Raw genomic sequence first — 14207 nt, 5'->3', positions numbered from 1 at the left:
GTTAAATTCGCGCAGAAGATCGCTTCTGTCGTTTTCTTCTCTTTCGATGGCGACACCGCGTTCGGACACGACCGTCCACGACGCGTGTGGCCGGATCCTGCGGGCGGCCCGCACGGTCCATGAACGCAGAAGGCGCGAGCAGCCGAAGCCGTCGCGCCTTCCGTGAAGCGGGGCATTCGCGCGCCCGCCCGCCGTCTTCAGCTGGACAGGTGCTCGATCGCCGCCACGCTGCCCAGGCGGTCGCCCAGGCGCTTGAGCAGCGCCAGGCGGTTGCCGCGCAGCGCCGGGTCCTCGGCATTGACCATCACCGCATCGAAGAACGCATCCACCTGCGGGCGCAGGCGCGCCAGGCGGTTCAGCACGCTCACGTAGTCCTTGTGGTGCAGGCTGGCGTTGCTGTCGTCGATGGCCGCTTCCACCGCCTCGGCCAGCTCGCTCTCGGCCGGCTCGGCCAGCAGCGCCGGGTCGACCATGCCGGGAATGTCACCCTCGGCCTTGCGCAGGATGTTGCGGATGCGCTTGTTGGCCGCGGCCAGCGCATCGGCTTCGGGCAGCGCCGCGAAGATGCCGATGGCGTCGATGCGACGGTCCAGGTCATACAGCGACGCCGGCTTCAGCTCGGCCACCGCGTTGAAGTGCGTGGCCGGCACGCCCTTGTCGGCGTAGTAGCCGCGCAGGCGGTCCAGGATGAAGTCGTACAGTTCCTGCGGCAGCGCCTCGGTCTTGCGCTCGGCACTGGGCTGCACGGCGGCCGGCAGGCCGGCCAGGGCGCTGTCCACCAGCGCGCGCAGGTCCAGGTCGAACCCCGATTCGATGATCGTACGGGCCAGGCCCAGTGCATTGCGGCGCAGCGCGAACGGGTCCTTGTTGCCGGTCGGCTTCAGGCCTGCGGCGAAGCCACCGGCCAGCGTATCCAGCCGCTCGGCGATGGCCAGCACCTTGCCCAGCGCCGACAGCGCAATGTCATCGCCGCCGAAGCGGGGCTGGTAAGCCTCGTCGATGGCCAGCGCAACCTCGGGCGACTCGCCGCCGGTCAGCGCGTAGTGCCGGCCGGCGATGCCCTGCAGCTCCGGGAATTCGTTGACCATGCGCGACTGCAGGTCGTTCTTGGCCAGCAGCGCGGCGCGCTTGGCCAGCACCGGATCGGCGCCCACCTGCGGGGCGATCACCCCGGCCAGCGCCACCACCCGGCCCACCTTGTCGGCCACGCTGCCCAGCTTGGCCTGGTAGGTCACGGTCGTCAGGCCGTCGCCCATCGATTCCAGGCCCTGCTTGAGGTCTTCGTCGAAGAAGAACTTGGCGTCGGAGAAGCGCGGGCGGATCACCCGCTCGTAGCCCTTGGACACCTCGTTCACGTCCTTCGATTCGATGTTGGCAATGCCGATGAACTTCTCGGTCAGCTTGCCGCCGGCATCGAGCACCGGGAAGAACTTCTGGTTGATCTCCATCGTCTCGATCAGCGCTTCCTGCGGCACCGCCAGGAACTCGCGTTCGAAACTGCACAGCACCGGTGCCGGCCATTCCACCAGGTTGACCACCTGGTCCAGGTTGTCATCGGTGATCCGCGCCTGGCCACCGGCCGTGGCAGCAGCGGCGTTGACCTGCTCGACGATGCGCGCACGGCGCACGTCGGCGTCCACCAGCACGAAGGCGGCCTGCAGCGAGCTGATGTAGTCCTCCGGCGAGGACAGCCACACGGTCTTGTCGTGCATGAAGCGATGGCCGCGGCTCATGCGGTCGGCCTTCAGGCCCAGCACCTCGGCCTCGATGATCTCGGTGCCGTGCAGCAGCACCAGCCAATGCACCGGGCGGGCGAAACCGTAGGCGTGGCTGCCCCAGCGCATCGGCTTGGGGATCGGCATCGCCGCGATTGCCTCGCGCAGGATCTCCGGGAGCAGTGCGGCGGTGCGCGCGCCCGGGGTGGTGGAACGGTGCACGAAGCGCTCGCCCTTGGCGTCGCTGGTGCGCTCCAGCGCGCTCCAGTCGATCCCGGCCTTGGCCGCGAAGCCCTGCAGCGCCTTGGTCGGCTGGCCCTCGGCATCCAGCGCGATGTTCAGGTACGGGCCCAGCACTTCGCTGTGCTGTTCGGGCTGCTCCACGGCCACGCCGGGCAGCAGCACGGCCAGCCGGCGCGGGGTCGACAACGGCTTGGCATCGCCGCGTTCAACGGCCACGCCCCGCTTGGCCAGGCCATCGACCACGCCATCGAAGAACGCCTGGGCCAGGCCCGGCAGCGCCTTCACCGGCAATTCTTCGGTGCCCAGTTCAATCAGCAGAGGCTGCATCGTGCTCATGCCTGCACCTCCTTGGCGGCGACGGCTTCGAGGCGCTTGGCCTCGTACAGCCTGGCCACCGCCTGGGCCAGCGCGCGCACGCGCAGGATGTAGCGCTGGCGCTCGGTCACGCTGATCGCACGGCGCGCGTCCAGCAGGTTGAAGGCATGGCTGGCCTTGCACACCTGCTCGTACGCCGGCAGCGGCAGGCCCACATCGACCAGCTTCTGGGCTTCCTTTTCGCAGGCGTCGAAGCGGTGGAACATTTCCTCCACGTCGGCGTACTCGAAGTTGTAGGTGCTCTGCTCGATCTCGTTCTGCAGGTACACATCGCCGTAGGTCACCGGCGTGCCGTCCGGCCCGTAGGTCCACACCAGGTCATAGACGTTGTCGCAGTTCTGCAGGTACATGCACAGGCGTTCAAGACCGTAGGTGATCTCGCCCAGCACCGGCTTGCACTCCAGGCCACCGGCCTGCTGGAAGTAGGTGAACTGGGTCACCTCCATGCCGTTGAGCCACACTTCCCAGCCCAGGCCCCAGGCGCCCAGCGTGGGCGATTCCCAGTTGTCCTCGACAAAGCGCAGGTCATGCACCAGCGGGTCGATGCCCAGCGCCTTGAGCGAATCCAGATACAGCTGCTGGATGTTGTCCGGGCTGGGCTTCATCGCCACCTGGTACTGGTAATACCGCTGCAGGCGGTTCGGGTTTTCGCCATAGCGGCCGTCGGTGGGACGGCGCGAAGGCTGCACGTACGCGGCATTCCAGCTTTCCGGACCGATCGAGCGCAGGAACGTGGCCGGGTGGAAGGTGCCCGCACCGACCTCCAGGTCCAGCGGCTGGATCAGCACGCAGCCCTGCTGCGCCCAATACTGGTTGAGGGTCTGGATCAGGCCCTGGAAAGTGATGGCAACGTTCGTGGTGACGGACATGCGGCGGATTCTTGCCTGCAGGAGGGGTGCGCTAGTATAGCCAGCGACCGCGTTGCCGCCTTCCGGACGGCCCACCCCATTACTGCGCGCCTGGCGCGCTTCGAGGACTTTGGCGGATGGATCAGCGCCCCCCAGTATCTTTCGCCCCCGCCGCAGGCCCCGGTCCCGCCGCGTCGGTGCCGTTGCCGCCGGGCCGGCTGGGCTTCGACCAGGTGGCCGCCGCACTGGTGGCCGATGGCCTGGTGGCCGAGACCGACCTGGAGCGCATCCGTTTTTCCGCCCAGGGCGCGCGCAACGCCAGTGAAGTGCACCCGCTGGTGCTGCTGGCCAACCTCAAGCTGGCCGCCGCCGGCGGCGGTGAACTCGGGCTGGAGCGGCTGACCGAATGGCTGGCCACCCGCACCGGCAGCCGCTACCTGCGCATCGACCCGACCCGCGTGGACGTGGCCTCGGTGACCGCCGTGGTGTCCCATGCCTACGCACGCCGCCACCGCTTCCTGCCGCTGGCGGTGGACAGCGAGCGCCTGCTGGTGGCCACCAGCGAGCCGCTGGTGCAGGAATGGCTGAGCGACCTGCAGCACCTGACCCGGCGCCGCATCGAGCTGGCGATGGTCAACCCGCTCGACCTGCACCGTTACACCATGGAGTTCTTCGGGGTCACCCGCTCGGTGCGCGGCGCGCGTGGCGACGTGCGCGGCGAAACCAACGGCACCCTGCCCAGCTTCGAGCAGCTGGTGGAACTGGGCCGCGCCGGCGACGTCAACGCCGACGACCAGCACATCGTGCACATCGTCGACTGGCTGCTGCAGTACGCCTACGAACAGCGCGCCTCGGACATCCACCTGGAGCCGCGCCGCGACATGGGCCGCATGCGCTTCCGCATCGACGGGGTGCTGCACAAGGTGTTCGAAGTGCCGCCGGCGGTGATGACCGCCGTGGTCAGCCGCATCAAGGTGCTCGGGCGCATGGACCTGGCCGAGCGCCGGCGCCCGCAGGACGGCCGCATCAAGACCCGCTCGCCGGGCGGGCGCGAGGTCGAAATGCGCCTGTCCACCATGCCCACCGCGTTCGGCGAGAAGTGCGTGATGCGCATCTTCGACCCGGATGCCGCCTTCAAGAGCATCGACCAGCTCGGCTTCAGCCCGCAGGAAGCGGCCGGCTGGACCGCCCTGGTCGAGCGCCCGCACGGCATCGTGCTGGTCACCGGCCCCACCGGCTCGGGCAAGACCACCACCCTGTATTCCACGCTCAAGCGGCTGGCCACGCCGGACGTCAACGTGTGCACGGTGGAAGACCCGATCGAGATGATCGCGCCGGAATTCAACCAGATGCAGGTGCAGACCAACATCGACCTGGATTTCGCCAGCGGCGTGCGCACCCTGCTGCGGCAGGACCCGGACATCATCATGATCGGCGAAATCCGCGACCTGGAAACGGCGCAGATGGCGGTGCAGGCCTCGCTCACCGGGCACCTGGTGCTGTCCACGCTGCACACCAACGACGCGCCCTCGGCGATCACCCGCCTGCTCGACCTGGGCGTGCCGCACTACCTGCTGGCGTCCACCCTCAACGGCATCCTGGCCCAGCGCCTGGTGCGCACCCTGTGCCCCAACTGCAAGGTGCCGCGCCCGCTCAGCGCCGCCCAATGGGCGGTGCTGGCTGATGCCGATGAAGCATTACCTGAGTCACCCACGCCATATGCACCGGCCGGCTGCATCGACTGCCGGCGTACCGGTTACCTGGGCCGGGTAGGGCTGTATGAGTTGCTGCCATTGGGTTCGCGCCTGCGCAGCCTGATCCGCGCGGACATGGATCTGGCCGCTTTCAACCGTGCCGCGCGCGCTGAAGGGCTGCGAACCCTGCGCCGCGCGGGACTTGAAAAGGTGGCCGCAGGGCTGACTACAATCGAGGAAGTCCTGTCAGTGCTGCCGCCCCCGGATGAATTCCGCCCCGTTCCTGATTCTTGAAACCGGCCAACCCGTCGCCTCGCTGCGTCGGTACGGGCGTTTTCCGCACTGGATCCGCGTCGCCGCCGGGCTGGATGCCGACGAAACGGTGGTGGTGGACGTCGAACATGGCGGCGCCCTGCCCGACCACCGCCACTTCGCCGGGGTGATCGTCACCGGCTCGGCCGCTTACGTCACCGATCGTGCCGACTGGAGCGAGCGCAGCGCGCAGTGGCTGCGCGGCGCGGTCCACGACGAGCGCCCGGTGTTTGGCATCTGCTACGGCCACCAGCTGCTGGCCCACGCCCTGGGCGGCGAGGTGGCCTACAACCCGGCTGGCCGCGAGTCCGGCACCATCGAGCTGGCCCTGGACCCGTCGGCCAGCAGCGACCCGCTGTTTGCCGGCCTGCCCGAGCGCTTCCCGGCCCACGCCACCCACATGCAGACGGTGCTGCGCGCACCGGAGGGCGCGTCGATCCTGGCGCGCTCGGCGCAGGACAACTGCCACGCCTTCCGTTTCGGCCGCCAGGCCTGGGGCGTGCAGTTCCACCCGGAGTTCGCCACCCACCACATGCGCGGCTACGTGCGTGCCCGCGCCGAGTGCATCCGCAGCCACGGCGGCTGCGCCCGCAGCGTGGCCCGCGGGGTCAGCGCGGCCCCGCTGGCGCGGCAGCTGCTGCGTCGTTTCGTGCGCCAGGCCCGCAACGCCTGAGCCGCCTGCCGGGCACTGCGACGCAGCGTCCCGGCGATGCGGCCCGGCCTTCAGGTGGCGCGTCCGGAAAACAGGGATAATCGAACGGATTCGGGGCGGCTGCGCCCCTTCCCCCTGCTTCCGGAATGGTATGAGCGAGATTCGCAAGCTGCCCGCATCGGCCGGCGCCCAATGGCTGCTGGACGCGTTTTCCCTGTATGCCCGCGCACCGATGCAACTGGCCGTGATCGGCGTGGTGTGGATGCTGACCACCTCGCTGATCCTGCTGCTGGCCCAGCTGCTGCCGGGCTGGTTGGGGCTGATGGTGCAGTTGTTGTCGCTGGCGGTAGGCCCGCTGATGTTCGGCGGCATGCTGTGGGCCGTCAGCGAGATCGACCAGGGCCGTCCCGGCCTGCCGACCCACCTGCTGCAGCCCATCCGCGACCGTCGCGTCACCCACCTGCTGGTGCCACTGGCGATCCAGCTGATTGCCATCATCGCCCTGGGCACGCTGCTGTTTGCGTTGATCGGCAGCGAAGGCTTCGGTGCCTTCAACGACCTGCTGCACCGCGCGCAGGAACTGCAGCAGTCCGGCAAGCAGCTCAGCAACGAAGAGACCCTGGCGTTGATGGCCAACGTGCCGGTCAAGCGCATCATGCTGTGGATCCTGATCGCCTTCGCCACCTTCGTGGCGCTGAGCATGGCCATGTTCGCGCAGCCGGCGCTGGTGGTGTTCGACCGCCAGAGCGGCATGCATGCGCTGCGCATGAGCCTGCAGGGCTGCATCGAGAACTTCCCGGCCATGGCCGTGTTCATGGTGCTGGGCCTGATCGCGGCGATGTGCATCTACTTCCTGGTGTTCGTGCTGATGCAGGTGGCGCTGCTGCTCGGCGGCATGGGAGCGGCCGCATTCGTCATGCAGCTGTCGATGACCACCGTGATCATGCCGCTGTACGTCGGCGCGGTGTACGCCGCCTGGAAGCAGATGTTCGCGCACCGCGGTCGCACCCCACCGCCGGTGCCGGGCGGCCCCGGCAACGTGTTCGCGGCCTGATCGACACCCACAAAAAACCCCGGCATCTGCCGGGGTTTTTTGTGTGCGACCCGATCACCCGGCCGGCTTCACCACCGACGAGGGCACCAGCCACCGCGCCGCGTGAATGCCCAGCTCGTACAGCACGCACATCGGGATGGCCAACAGCAGCTGCGACACCACGTCCGGCGGGGTCAACACCGCGGCCACCACGAAGATGCCCACTACCGCATAGCCACGGCTTTCCTTGAACTGCTGCGGCGACACCCAGCCCAGCAGCACCAGGATCACCATCGCCACCGGCAGCTCGAAACTGGTGCCGAACGCGAAGAAGATCGCCAGCACGAAATCCAGGTAGGCGTTGGCATCCGGGGTGATCGCAATCACTTCGGGGCGGAAGGTGGTCAGGAAGTGGAAGACCGCCGGCAGCACCAGGAAGTAGGCGAACGCGCACCCCAGGTAGAACAGCAGCACCGACGACGCCAGCAGCGGCACCGCCAGGCGCTTTTCGCGCGCATACAGGCCGGGCGCCACGAACGACCACAGCTGGTACAGCAGCCACGGCACGGCCACGAACAGGGCCACGAAGAAGGTCAGCTTCAACGGCGCGAAGAAGGCGCCGGCCGGGTTGGTCGCAATCATCGTCTGCCCGTTGGGCAGCTGCGAGATCAGCGGCTCGGCCAGCCACGTGTAGATCTTGCGCGAGAACGGCAGCAGCACCAGCAGTACCGCGAGCAGGCCGACGATCGCGCGCACCAGGCGCGCACGCAGCTCGATCAGGTGTTCCACCAGCGAGCTTTCCGGGTACTCGTGTTCGCTCATCGCGGTGCCTGCTCGTCGCGCGGCAGCGGCGCGTCCTGTGCGGTGTCGGGGTGGAGCGCGCCAACCGGCGCCGGTTCCACCGTGTGGGCCGCACGCGGCGCAGTGCCATCGATGCCGGGCGGGGCCATCGCGTCACGCACCGGCGCGGCCACGTCGATGGGATCGTCCGCCACCACGTGCTGGGCCACGCTCGCCGGGGAACCGGGCGCGGGGCCGGTCATCACCGGCTCGTCCGCCGCAGCGACCAGGTCATCGCCACGTCGGGCCACGTCCTGGCGCATCAGCTCGGCTTCGCGGCGCACTGCTTCGCCACTGGCGCGCAGCTGCGCCTCGGTGTCCTGCACCGACGCCTGCACGTCGCGGAACTGCCGCTTGATCTCATCGGCGTGCAGTTCCCGCTCCAGCTCCTGCTTCACCGAATCCCACTGGGTGCGCGCACGCCGCACCCACAGCCCGGCGAAGCGCGCGGCCTTGGGCAGGCGCTCGGGACCGAGCACGACCAAGGCCACGACCGCGATGACCAGCAGTTCACTGAAACCGATATCGAACACGCCCGCCGGTCCCGATCAGCGCGGGTCGCGATCGTGCTCGGTCTGCGACGTCGTCGTCGAGTCCTGCGGGCGCGAGGCGTCGTTGAGCTGCGCCTTCGGCTTGTCCTCGTCGTGCATGCCCTTCTTGAATTCCTTGACGGCGCTGCCAAGGTCCTTGGCGCCGCTGGTCAGTTTCTTGGTGCCAAACACCAGCAGAACGATGACCAGCACGACCAACCAATGCCAGATGCTGAAACTGCCCATGAGCCGCTCGCGTTACGTAGTGATCAGACGGTTGAGCATAGCGCACCGGGTGTTAGCCGGCGCGCGTGACGAAAGTCAGTTGCCGTCCAGCGATTCGGTGCGTACTTCACCTTCGCCCACGGACTGGAAGCCCTGCTGGGCGGCGGGCTGGGCCGGGGTCGGCTGCAGCGGTGCCGTGGTCGCACCCGACGCCGGTGCCTGTTCAGCCACGGGTGCGGCGACCGGAGCGGCCTGGCGCACGGCCGGCGCCGGGGCGCTGCCAGCGGTGCCGCGCTTCTCGCGGGCGGTGTAGGTGGCTTCTTCCAGGCGGTCGCGGAAGGCGACTACGTCGATAGACGGCGCTTCGCCCATGCGGCCCTCGAACACCATCCGCGGCGTGGTGTTGCTGCCGTAGGCGTCCAGGTTGGCGGCATCGTCGATCTGCAGCACCGCGCCATCCAGCGCGACACCGGCAAACAGGCCACGGGCACGCGACCACGACCAGATCTCGGCCTTCAGCTGGCCATCGGTAGCCGCCGCCGCATTGCGCCCCACCGGGCCGGCCGCCACGCCGGCGTCGGCGCCGAGGGTGAACTTGCCGTTGACGAGGTTGTCCAGGCTGCGGTCGTTGCGGAACACCAGCACCACGTCCGAGGACTGCACACCGGCCTGGAAGCCGATGCTGCCGCCGGTGAGCTTCACGAACACCGGGTTGGACCAGCTGCCATCGGCGTTCTTCACCGACATCAGGCCATGGCCCCGGCGCCCGCCGATCACCAGGCCGGCCTTGATCGTGTCCGGAATGACGACGATCGCGCGGCCTTCGTCCAGCAGCTTGTCCGGGATGCCCTGTTCGGGGATGTTCTGGATTTCATTGAGCACACGCACCGCATTGCGGGCGCGCTGGTCTTCCTGTGGTCCGGCCATTGCCTGGGTGGACAGCAGCAGGCTGGCGGAGATCAGCAGAACAAGGCTGAGGCGGCGCATGGGTGGCTCCAGAAGTCGATCACACAAGATAGCGGTAGGTAGGACCATTGGTCGATACGCTTCCCGACGTTAGAAGCCCGGCGATGAATCCGCAATGAGTGATGCCGCCTATCGATATGCCGAACGCATGACAACGATGGGTGGAATCCATCCCGCCAATCGCGCAGACCTGCGAGAATGGGCCCATGCTCGACGCACCCGACACCGCCGTGCTGGCGGTCAATCTAGGCACGCCCGAGACGCCAACCGCCCCGGCGGTGCGTCGCTACCTGGCTGAATTCCTCAGCGATCCGCGCGTGGTCGCGATCCCGCCGATACTGTGGAAACCCTTGCTGTACGGGCTTATCCTGCCCCTGCGCAGCGGTCGCTCGGCGGCCAAGTACGCCCAGGTGTGGCTGCCCGACGGCTCCCCGCTGATGGTCTACACGCGCCAGCTGGCGCAGGCCATGCAGGCGTTGATGCCCACCCTGCGGGTACGCCATGCGATGCGCTACGGCGCCCCGGCCCTGACCGCCGAGCTGGACCGGCTGGCCGCCGAAGGCATGCGCCGGATCGTGGTGCTGCCGCTGTATCCGCAGTATTCCACCACCACCACCGCCTCCATTGAAGACCAGGTGCGCGCGTGGCAGCCGCGCCACCCTGCCGTCACCGTCACCCTGGTGCGCGATTACGCGGTGGACCCGGACTGGGTCGCGGCCGTGGCCGGCAGCATCCAGCAGGCGTGGCAGCAGCACGGTCGCGGCGAAAAGCTGGTGTTTTCCTTCCACGGCATCCCGCAGCGCCTGGCCGACGCGGGCGATCCCTACCCGCAGCGCTGCGAAGCGAGCGCGCGCGCCATCGCCGACGCACTGGGCCTGCCCGACGATGCCTGGCAGCTGACCTACCAGTCGCGCTTCGGCCGCGAGAAGTGGCTGCAGCCCTATGCCGAACCCACCCTGTGGGCCATGGCCGAGAGTGGCGTGCGCCGCATCGACGTGGTCTGCCCCGGGTTCGCCACCGACTGCCTGGAAACGCTGGAGGAAGTGGCGCTGGGCTTCACCGAAACCCTAGCCGCGCGCGGCGCGCAGATGCGCTACATCCCCTGCCTCAATGCGGCGCCCGAACACGCCCTGGCGTTGTCGCGGCTGAGCATCGCCGCGCTCGCATGACCCTGCAGCCCTTCACGCTGGAGGTGCAGGGCGTGCACGCCGCGGGACTGCGTGCGCCACAGCGCCAGGGCACGCGGGTGCTGGCCCTGCACGGCTGGCTCGACAACGCGGCCAGCTTCGTACCGCTGGCAGCGCAGCTGCCGGCGCTGGACCTGGTCGCCCTGGACCTGCCCGGCCACGGCCACAGCGCCCACCTGCCGCCGGGCACCCAATACAACACGCCCGGCGCGATCTGCCACGTGCTGGATGTCGCCGATGCACTGGGCTGGGACCGCTTCACCCTGCTCGGCCATTCGATGGGCGCCGGCATCGCCAGCCTCACCGCCGCGGCCGCGCCGGAGCGGGTCGAGCGCCTGGTGGCGATCGAAGCGCTCGGCGGCCTGCGCGGTCCCGAGGATGAAACCGCGCAGCGGCTGCGCGACCACGTGCGCGCCGCCCGTGCGCTGCCGGGCAGGAACCTGCGGGTGTTTGCCGACCTGGCCGCGCCGATCCGCGCACGGATGATGGCCAACCAGCTCAGCGAGCCCTGCGCCCGCTTGCTGGTCGAACGCGGGGTCAAGCCGGTCGAGGGCGGCTACAGCTGGTGCAGCGACCCGCGCCTGATGCTGCCCACCGCGTTGCGCCTGAGCGAAGCGCAGATCGACAACCTGCTGGCGGCGATCGCGTGCCCCACCCAGGTGATCTACGCCACGCCCGCGCAGTCGTATTACCCCGAACCCCTGCGCAGCGAGCGCATCGGCCTGCTGCGCGATGGCCGGCTGTCCGTGTTCCCCGGCACCCACCACCTGCACATGGAACATCCGCAGGTGGTGGCCGAAGTCATCAACGCCTTCCTCGCCGGCTGACGGCGGCCATCGGTCGCCTGTCCCGCGCCGTACCGCGGCCGGCCCCTGCGGACTGCCCTGCGGCATCCTGACGCACTCAACTTCCCCGCTGCCCGGCCGATACCCGTAAGGCAGACCGGCACGTTCGGCCTGTGTCGCCGCTTGCTCCGCCGTCGCGAAGCCGCGCATCACTCCAAGGCTTCAGGGAAGGTCGTCGCAATGCCGTGTTGGCCGTGCCATCGCCCACAGGACCGGGCCATGCCGGCGGTGTTCCGCACCGTCGACGCGTCGGTATCGATGGCACGCGGCCTGCGCGCTTCTTCCCTCCTCGTCTTCCCCGCAGCGCCCACCGCATCGACGGTGATCGGCGCGCCCTTGGCCTGTCCGCGTCCGCGCGCGACCGGCCGTCCCTGTTTCTGAATCCCGGAGTCGCCATGTCTGCCCTTCCGCTTGTTGCACCGCGCCCACCCGACCGTGCCCGCGCGGCCCGTCCGCCCACCCTGTTGCAGCGCCTGGATGGCACCGTCGCGGTCGCCGCCGCGCTGCTGCTGGCCGCTGGCTGCGGTACCGCGCTGTGGCAGCGGCAGTGGGGGGTGGCGCTGACCATCCTGGTGGCCACGGTGCTGCTGGCCGTGCTGGCGCTGCGTACCCGCCGGCAGGCCGAGCGCTGGCAGCGCGACCTGCAGCAGGCCGACGCCGCCGCGCGTGCACTGGCCGACCAGCAGCAGCGCGCCGCCGCCGTGCATGCCGAGGACGCGCAGATCCACCGCGCACTGGATGTCTCACGTACCGCGATGATGCTCGCCGATAACGACCACGTGATCCGCTACGTGAACCGGTCGGTGGTGACGCTGTTGCGCAACCAGCAGGCCAGCCTGCGTGAGGCGTTCCCCGACTTCGACGTCGACACGCTGGTGGGCAGCAGCATCCACCGCTTCCACGTGAACCCCGATCGCATCCGCGCCATCCTCAATACGCTGCAGCAGGTGCACCACGGCCGCGTGCGGATCGGCCCGGTGCATTTCGCCCAGGTGGTGACGCCTGTGTTCGATGACCATGGCCAACGCCTCGGCTTTGCCGTGGAATGGCATGACCGCACGGCGGAACTGCAGCTGGAAACTGCCGTGGCCGACATCGTCGCCGCGGCCGCCAAGGGCGACCTGGACCGCCGCCTGCCGTCGGCCGAGGGCACGGCCAGCTTCCTCGACGGCCTCACCGGCGGCATCAACCAGCTGCTGCAGAGCGTGGGGGGCACCGTGGGCGAAGTGCGCCGCGTGCTGGCTGCATTGGCCCGCGGTGACCTGGACCAGCGCATGCACGGCCAGTTCGAGGGCGCGTTCGCTGCCATGCAGCGCGATGCCAATGCCACCGCCGAACAGCTCACCGCCATGGTGCAGCGTATCCAGCAGTGCACCGGCGCCATCGCGCAGGCCGCCGGCGAGATCGCCAGCGGCAATAGTGACCTGTCCGAGCGCACCGAGCGCCAGGCCGCGCACCTGGAAGAGACCGCCGCCTCGATGGAAGAGCTGACCTCCACCGTGCGCCAGAACGCCGAGCACGCGCGCCAGGCCAGCACGCTGGCCCAGGGCGCGCAGGACGTGGCCGGCCGCGGCAGCGCGGTGGTCGGCCAGGTAGTCACCACCATGGAGGCCATCCAGACCGCGTCGCGGCGGATCGGCGACATCACCCGCGTCATCGACGGGATCGCGTTCCAGACCAATATCCTGGCCTTGAACGCGGCAGTGGAAGCAGCACGTGCCGGTGAGCAGGGCCGCGGGTTCGCAGTGGTGGCCAGCGAAGTGCGCACGCTGGCGCAACGCTCCGCCGAGGCGGCCAAGGAGATCAAGGGCCTGATCGATGCATCGGTGGAGCAGGTCGCCGACGGCGCGCACCTGGCGCAGGATGCCGGCAGGACCATGGCCGAGATCGTCGGCAGCGTCGCGGCGGTCAGCGGCATCATGGCCGAGATCTCCTCCGCATCGCAGGAGCAGGCCAGCGGCATCGACCAGGTCAACCAGACGGTGGTTCAGATGGACGATGCCACCCAGCAGAATGCTGCCCTGGTCGAAGAGGCCAGCGCTGCGGCTCGCCTGCTGGAAGAGCAGGCGGCAGAGCTGAGCGAAGCGGTTGCGGTATTCCGGCATGGACAGGCCACACAGACGGCAGCGCCGGCGCGGCGTGCAATCGCCGCCGTAGCCTGAGGCGAGCGTCCCGGCTGGCCCGCGCGTGGCGCGGGCAGCAGCTGACACAACAAAACGGCGCCCGTGAGGGCGCCGTTTTTGTTTGCGTGTGACCCTGGGGGTAGAGCCGACCGTTGGTCGGCTTCCCTGTGACACCTTCGGGGGTAGAGCCGACCGTTGGTCGGCTTCCCTGTCACACGCTCGGGGTAGAGCCGACCGTTGGTCGGCTTCCCTGTGACACCTTCGGGGTAGAGCCGACCGTTGGTCGGCTTCCCTGCGACACCTCCGGGGTAGAGCCGACCGTTGGTCGGCTTCCCTGTGACACCCTCGGGGGTAGAGCCGACCGTTGGTCGGCTTCCCTGTGACACCCTCGGGGGTAGAGCCGACCGTTGGTCGGCAGGGGCATTCCACGTACGCCACAACGCCATCACGACGTGCAGCCGACCAACGGTCGGCTCTACCGGGCGTGCGAAACGCACAAAGAAAAAACCCCGCTGCGTGAGCAGCGGGGTTTTTGGGTATAAACCCTGGCGATGACCTACTCTCGCATGGCTTGAGCCACACTACCATCGGCGCAGCTGCGTTTCACTTCCGAGTTCGG

General features: G+C 68.9%; 13 protein-coding genes and 1 rRNA gene. 7 read left to right on the top strand and 7 right to left on the bottom strand.

From position 1 onward, the window contains the following. Positions 1-197: 197 nt before the first annotated feature. Both glyS and glyQ read right to left on the bottom strand, forming a co-directional pair. The gene (gene glyS / locus ABIA71_RS19460) at positions 198-2294 is read right to left on the bottom strand and encodes a glycine--tRNA ligase subunit beta (protein WP_354287475.1); all 2097 of its coding nucleotides are present in this window, start codon (positions 2292-2294) and stop codon (positions 198-200) included. Further along, on the bottom strand, positions 2291-3202 hold the full coding sequence (gene glyQ / locus ABIA71_RS19455; RefSeq protein WP_354287473.1) for a glycine--tRNA ligase subunit alpha: 912 nt from the start codon (positions 3200-3202) through the stop codon (positions 2291-2293). Before glyQ ends, glyS begins: the two co-directional genes overlap by 4 nt. 116 nt (positions 3203-3318) lie before the next feature. Between glyQ and ABIA71_RS19450 the strand changes: the two genes are divergently transcribed. From ABIA71_RS19450 to ABIA71_RS19440, 3 genes are all read left to right on the top strand, one after another. Continuing rightward, the gene (locus ABIA71_RS19450; RefSeq protein ID WP_354287472.1) at positions 3319-5169 is read left to right on the top strand and encodes a GspE/PulE family protein; all 1851 of its coding nucleotides are present in this window, start codon (positions 3319-3321) and stop codon (positions 5167-5169) included. Beyond that, the gene (locus ABIA71_RS19445) at positions 5141-5860 is read left to right on the top strand and encodes a glutamine amidotransferase (protein WP_354287470.1); all 720 of its coding nucleotides are present in this window, start codon (positions 5141-5143) and stop codon (positions 5858-5860) included. Before ABIA71_RS19450 ends, ABIA71_RS19445 begins: the two co-directional genes overlap by 29 nt. A gap of 130 nt (positions 5861-5990) precedes the next feature. Further along, positions 5991-6893 carry a BPSS1780 family membrane protein gene (locus tag ABIA71_RS19440; RefSeq protein WP_354287468.1) on the top strand — a complete coding sequence of 301 codons (903 nt, stop codon included), beginning with the start codon at positions 5991-5993 and terminating at the stop codon, positions 6891-6893. A 54-nt stretch (positions 6894-6947) separates the two neighbouring features. Here ABIA71_RS19440 and tatC read toward each other — a convergent pair whose 3' ends face one another. The 4 genes from tatC to ABIA71_RS19420 all read right to left on the bottom strand — a co-directional run bounded on the left by tatC (position 6948) and on the right by ABIA71_RS19420 (position 9454). Then, positions 6948-7694 (bottom strand): twin-arginine translocase subunit TatC, encoded by a 747-nt coding sequence (gene tatC / locus ABIA71_RS19435; RefSeq protein ID WP_038685419.1) that lies wholly within the window; start codon positions 7692-7694, stop codon positions 6948-6950. Beyond that, positions 7691-8245, bottom strand: coding sequence for a Sec-independent protein translocase protein TatB (tatB, locus tag ABIA71_RS19430; RefSeq protein ID WP_354287466.1), 555 nt, complete (start codon positions 8243-8245; stop codon positions 7691-7693). Before tatB ends, tatC begins: the two co-directional genes overlap by 4 nt. Positions 8246-8260: 15 nt before the next feature. Further along, positions 8261-8488: a Sec-independent protein translocase subunit TatA gene (tatA, locus tag ABIA71_RS19425; protein ID WP_038685414.1), complete on the bottom strand. Its 228-nt coding sequence runs from the start codon at positions 8486-8488 to the stop codon at positions 8261-8263. 75 nt (positions 8489-8563) lie between these two features. Next, the gene (locus ABIA71_RS19420) at positions 8564-9454 is read right to left on the bottom strand and encodes a lipid-binding SYLF domain-containing protein (RefSeq protein ID WP_354287465.1); all 891 of its coding nucleotides are present in this window, start codon (positions 9452-9454) and stop codon (positions 8564-8566) included. Between the two features lie 185 nt (positions 9455-9639). On the opposite strand from ABIA71_RS19420, the gene hemH reads away from it, so the two are divergent. From hemH to ABIA71_RS19400, 4 genes are all read left to right on the top strand, one after another. Continuing rightward, positions 9640-10602 carry a ferrochelatase gene (hemH, locus tag ABIA71_RS19415; RefSeq protein ID WP_354287463.1) on the top strand — a complete coding sequence of 321 codons (963 nt, stop codon included), beginning with the start codon at positions 9640-9642 and terminating at the stop codon, positions 10600-10602. Then, entirely contained in the window at positions 10599-11447 is an 849-nt protein-coding gene (locus ABIA71_RS19410) for an alpha/beta fold hydrolase (RefSeq protein WP_354287461.1), read from the top strand. Before hemH ends, ABIA71_RS19410 begins: the two co-directional genes overlap by 4 nt. Before the next feature lie 237 nt (positions 11448-11684). Continuing rightward, positions 11685-11846 carry a hypothetical protein gene (locus ABIA71_RS19405; RefSeq protein WP_354287459.1) on the top strand — a complete coding sequence of 54 codons (162 nt, stop codon included), beginning with the start codon at positions 11685-11687 and terminating at the stop codon, positions 11844-11846. 14 nt (positions 11847-11860) lie between these two features. Next, positions 11861-13627 carry a methyl-accepting chemotaxis protein gene (locus ABIA71_RS19400; protein WP_354287457.1) on the top strand — a complete coding sequence of 589 codons (1767 nt, stop codon included), beginning with the start codon at positions 11861-11863 and terminating at the stop codon, positions 13625-13627. A 504-nt stretch (positions 13628-14131) separates the two neighbouring features. Here ABIA71_RS19400 and rrf read toward each other — a convergent pair. After that, positions 14132-14207 (bottom strand): 5S ribosomal RNA (gene rrf / locus ABIA71_RS20880); the annotation flags it as partial.

The organism is Stenotrophomonas sp. 2619 (assembly GCF_040548725.1).
GTDB classification, from domain to species: Bacteria; Pseudomonadota; Gammaproteobacteria; order Xanthomonadales; family Xanthomonadaceae; genus Stenotrophomonas; species Stenotrophomonas maltophilia_AP.
This window is presented reverse-complemented; position numbering and strand designations above follow the sequence as displayed.

Coding starts and splice junctions, on each gene's coding strand:
- glyS (WP_354287475.1), bottom strand. CDS start 2,294: ATGAGCACGATGCAGCCTCTGCTGATTGAACTGGGCACCGAAGAATTG.
- glyQ (WP_354287473.1), bottom strand. CDS start 3,202: ATGTCCGTCACCACGAACGTTGCCATCACTTTCCAGGGCCTGATCCAG.
- ABIA71_RS19450 (WP_354287472.1), top strand. CDS start 3,319: ATGGATCAGCGCCCCCCAGTATCTTTCGCCCCCGCCGCAGGCCCCGGT.
- ABIA71_RS19445 (WP_354287470.1), top strand. CDS start 5,141: ATGAATTCCGCCCCGTTCCTGATTCTTGAAACCGGCCAACCCGTCGCC.
- ABIA71_RS19440 (WP_354287468.1), top strand. CDS start 5,991: ATGAGCGAGATTCGCAAGCTGCCCGCATCGGCCGGCGCCCAATGGCTG.
- tatC (WP_038685419.1), bottom strand. CDS start 7,694: ATGAGCGAACACGAGTACCCGGAAAGCTCGCTGGTGGAACACCTGATC.
- tatA (WP_038685414.1), bottom strand. CDS start 8,488: ATGGGCAGTTTCAGCATCTGGCATTGGTTGGTCGTGCTGGTCATCGTT.
- ABIA71_RS19420 (WP_354287465.1), bottom strand. CDS start 9,454: ATGCGCCGCCTCAGCCTTGTTCTGCTGATCTCCGCCAGCCTGCTGCTG.
- hemH (WP_354287463.1), top strand. CDS start 9,640: ATGCTCGACGCACCCGACACCGCCGTGCTGGCGGTCAATCTAGGCACG.
- ABIA71_RS19410 (WP_354287461.1), top strand. CDS start 10,599: ATGACCCTGCAGCCCTTCACGCTGGAGGTGCAGGGCGTGCACGCCGCG.
- ABIA71_RS19405 (WP_354287459.1), top strand. CDS start 11,685: ATGCCGGCGGTGTTCCGCACCGTCGACGCGTCGGTATCGATGGCACGC.
- ABIA71_RS19400 (WP_354287457.1), top strand. CDS start 11,861: ATGTCTGCCCTTCCGCTTGTTGCACCGCGCCCACCCGACCGTGCCCGC.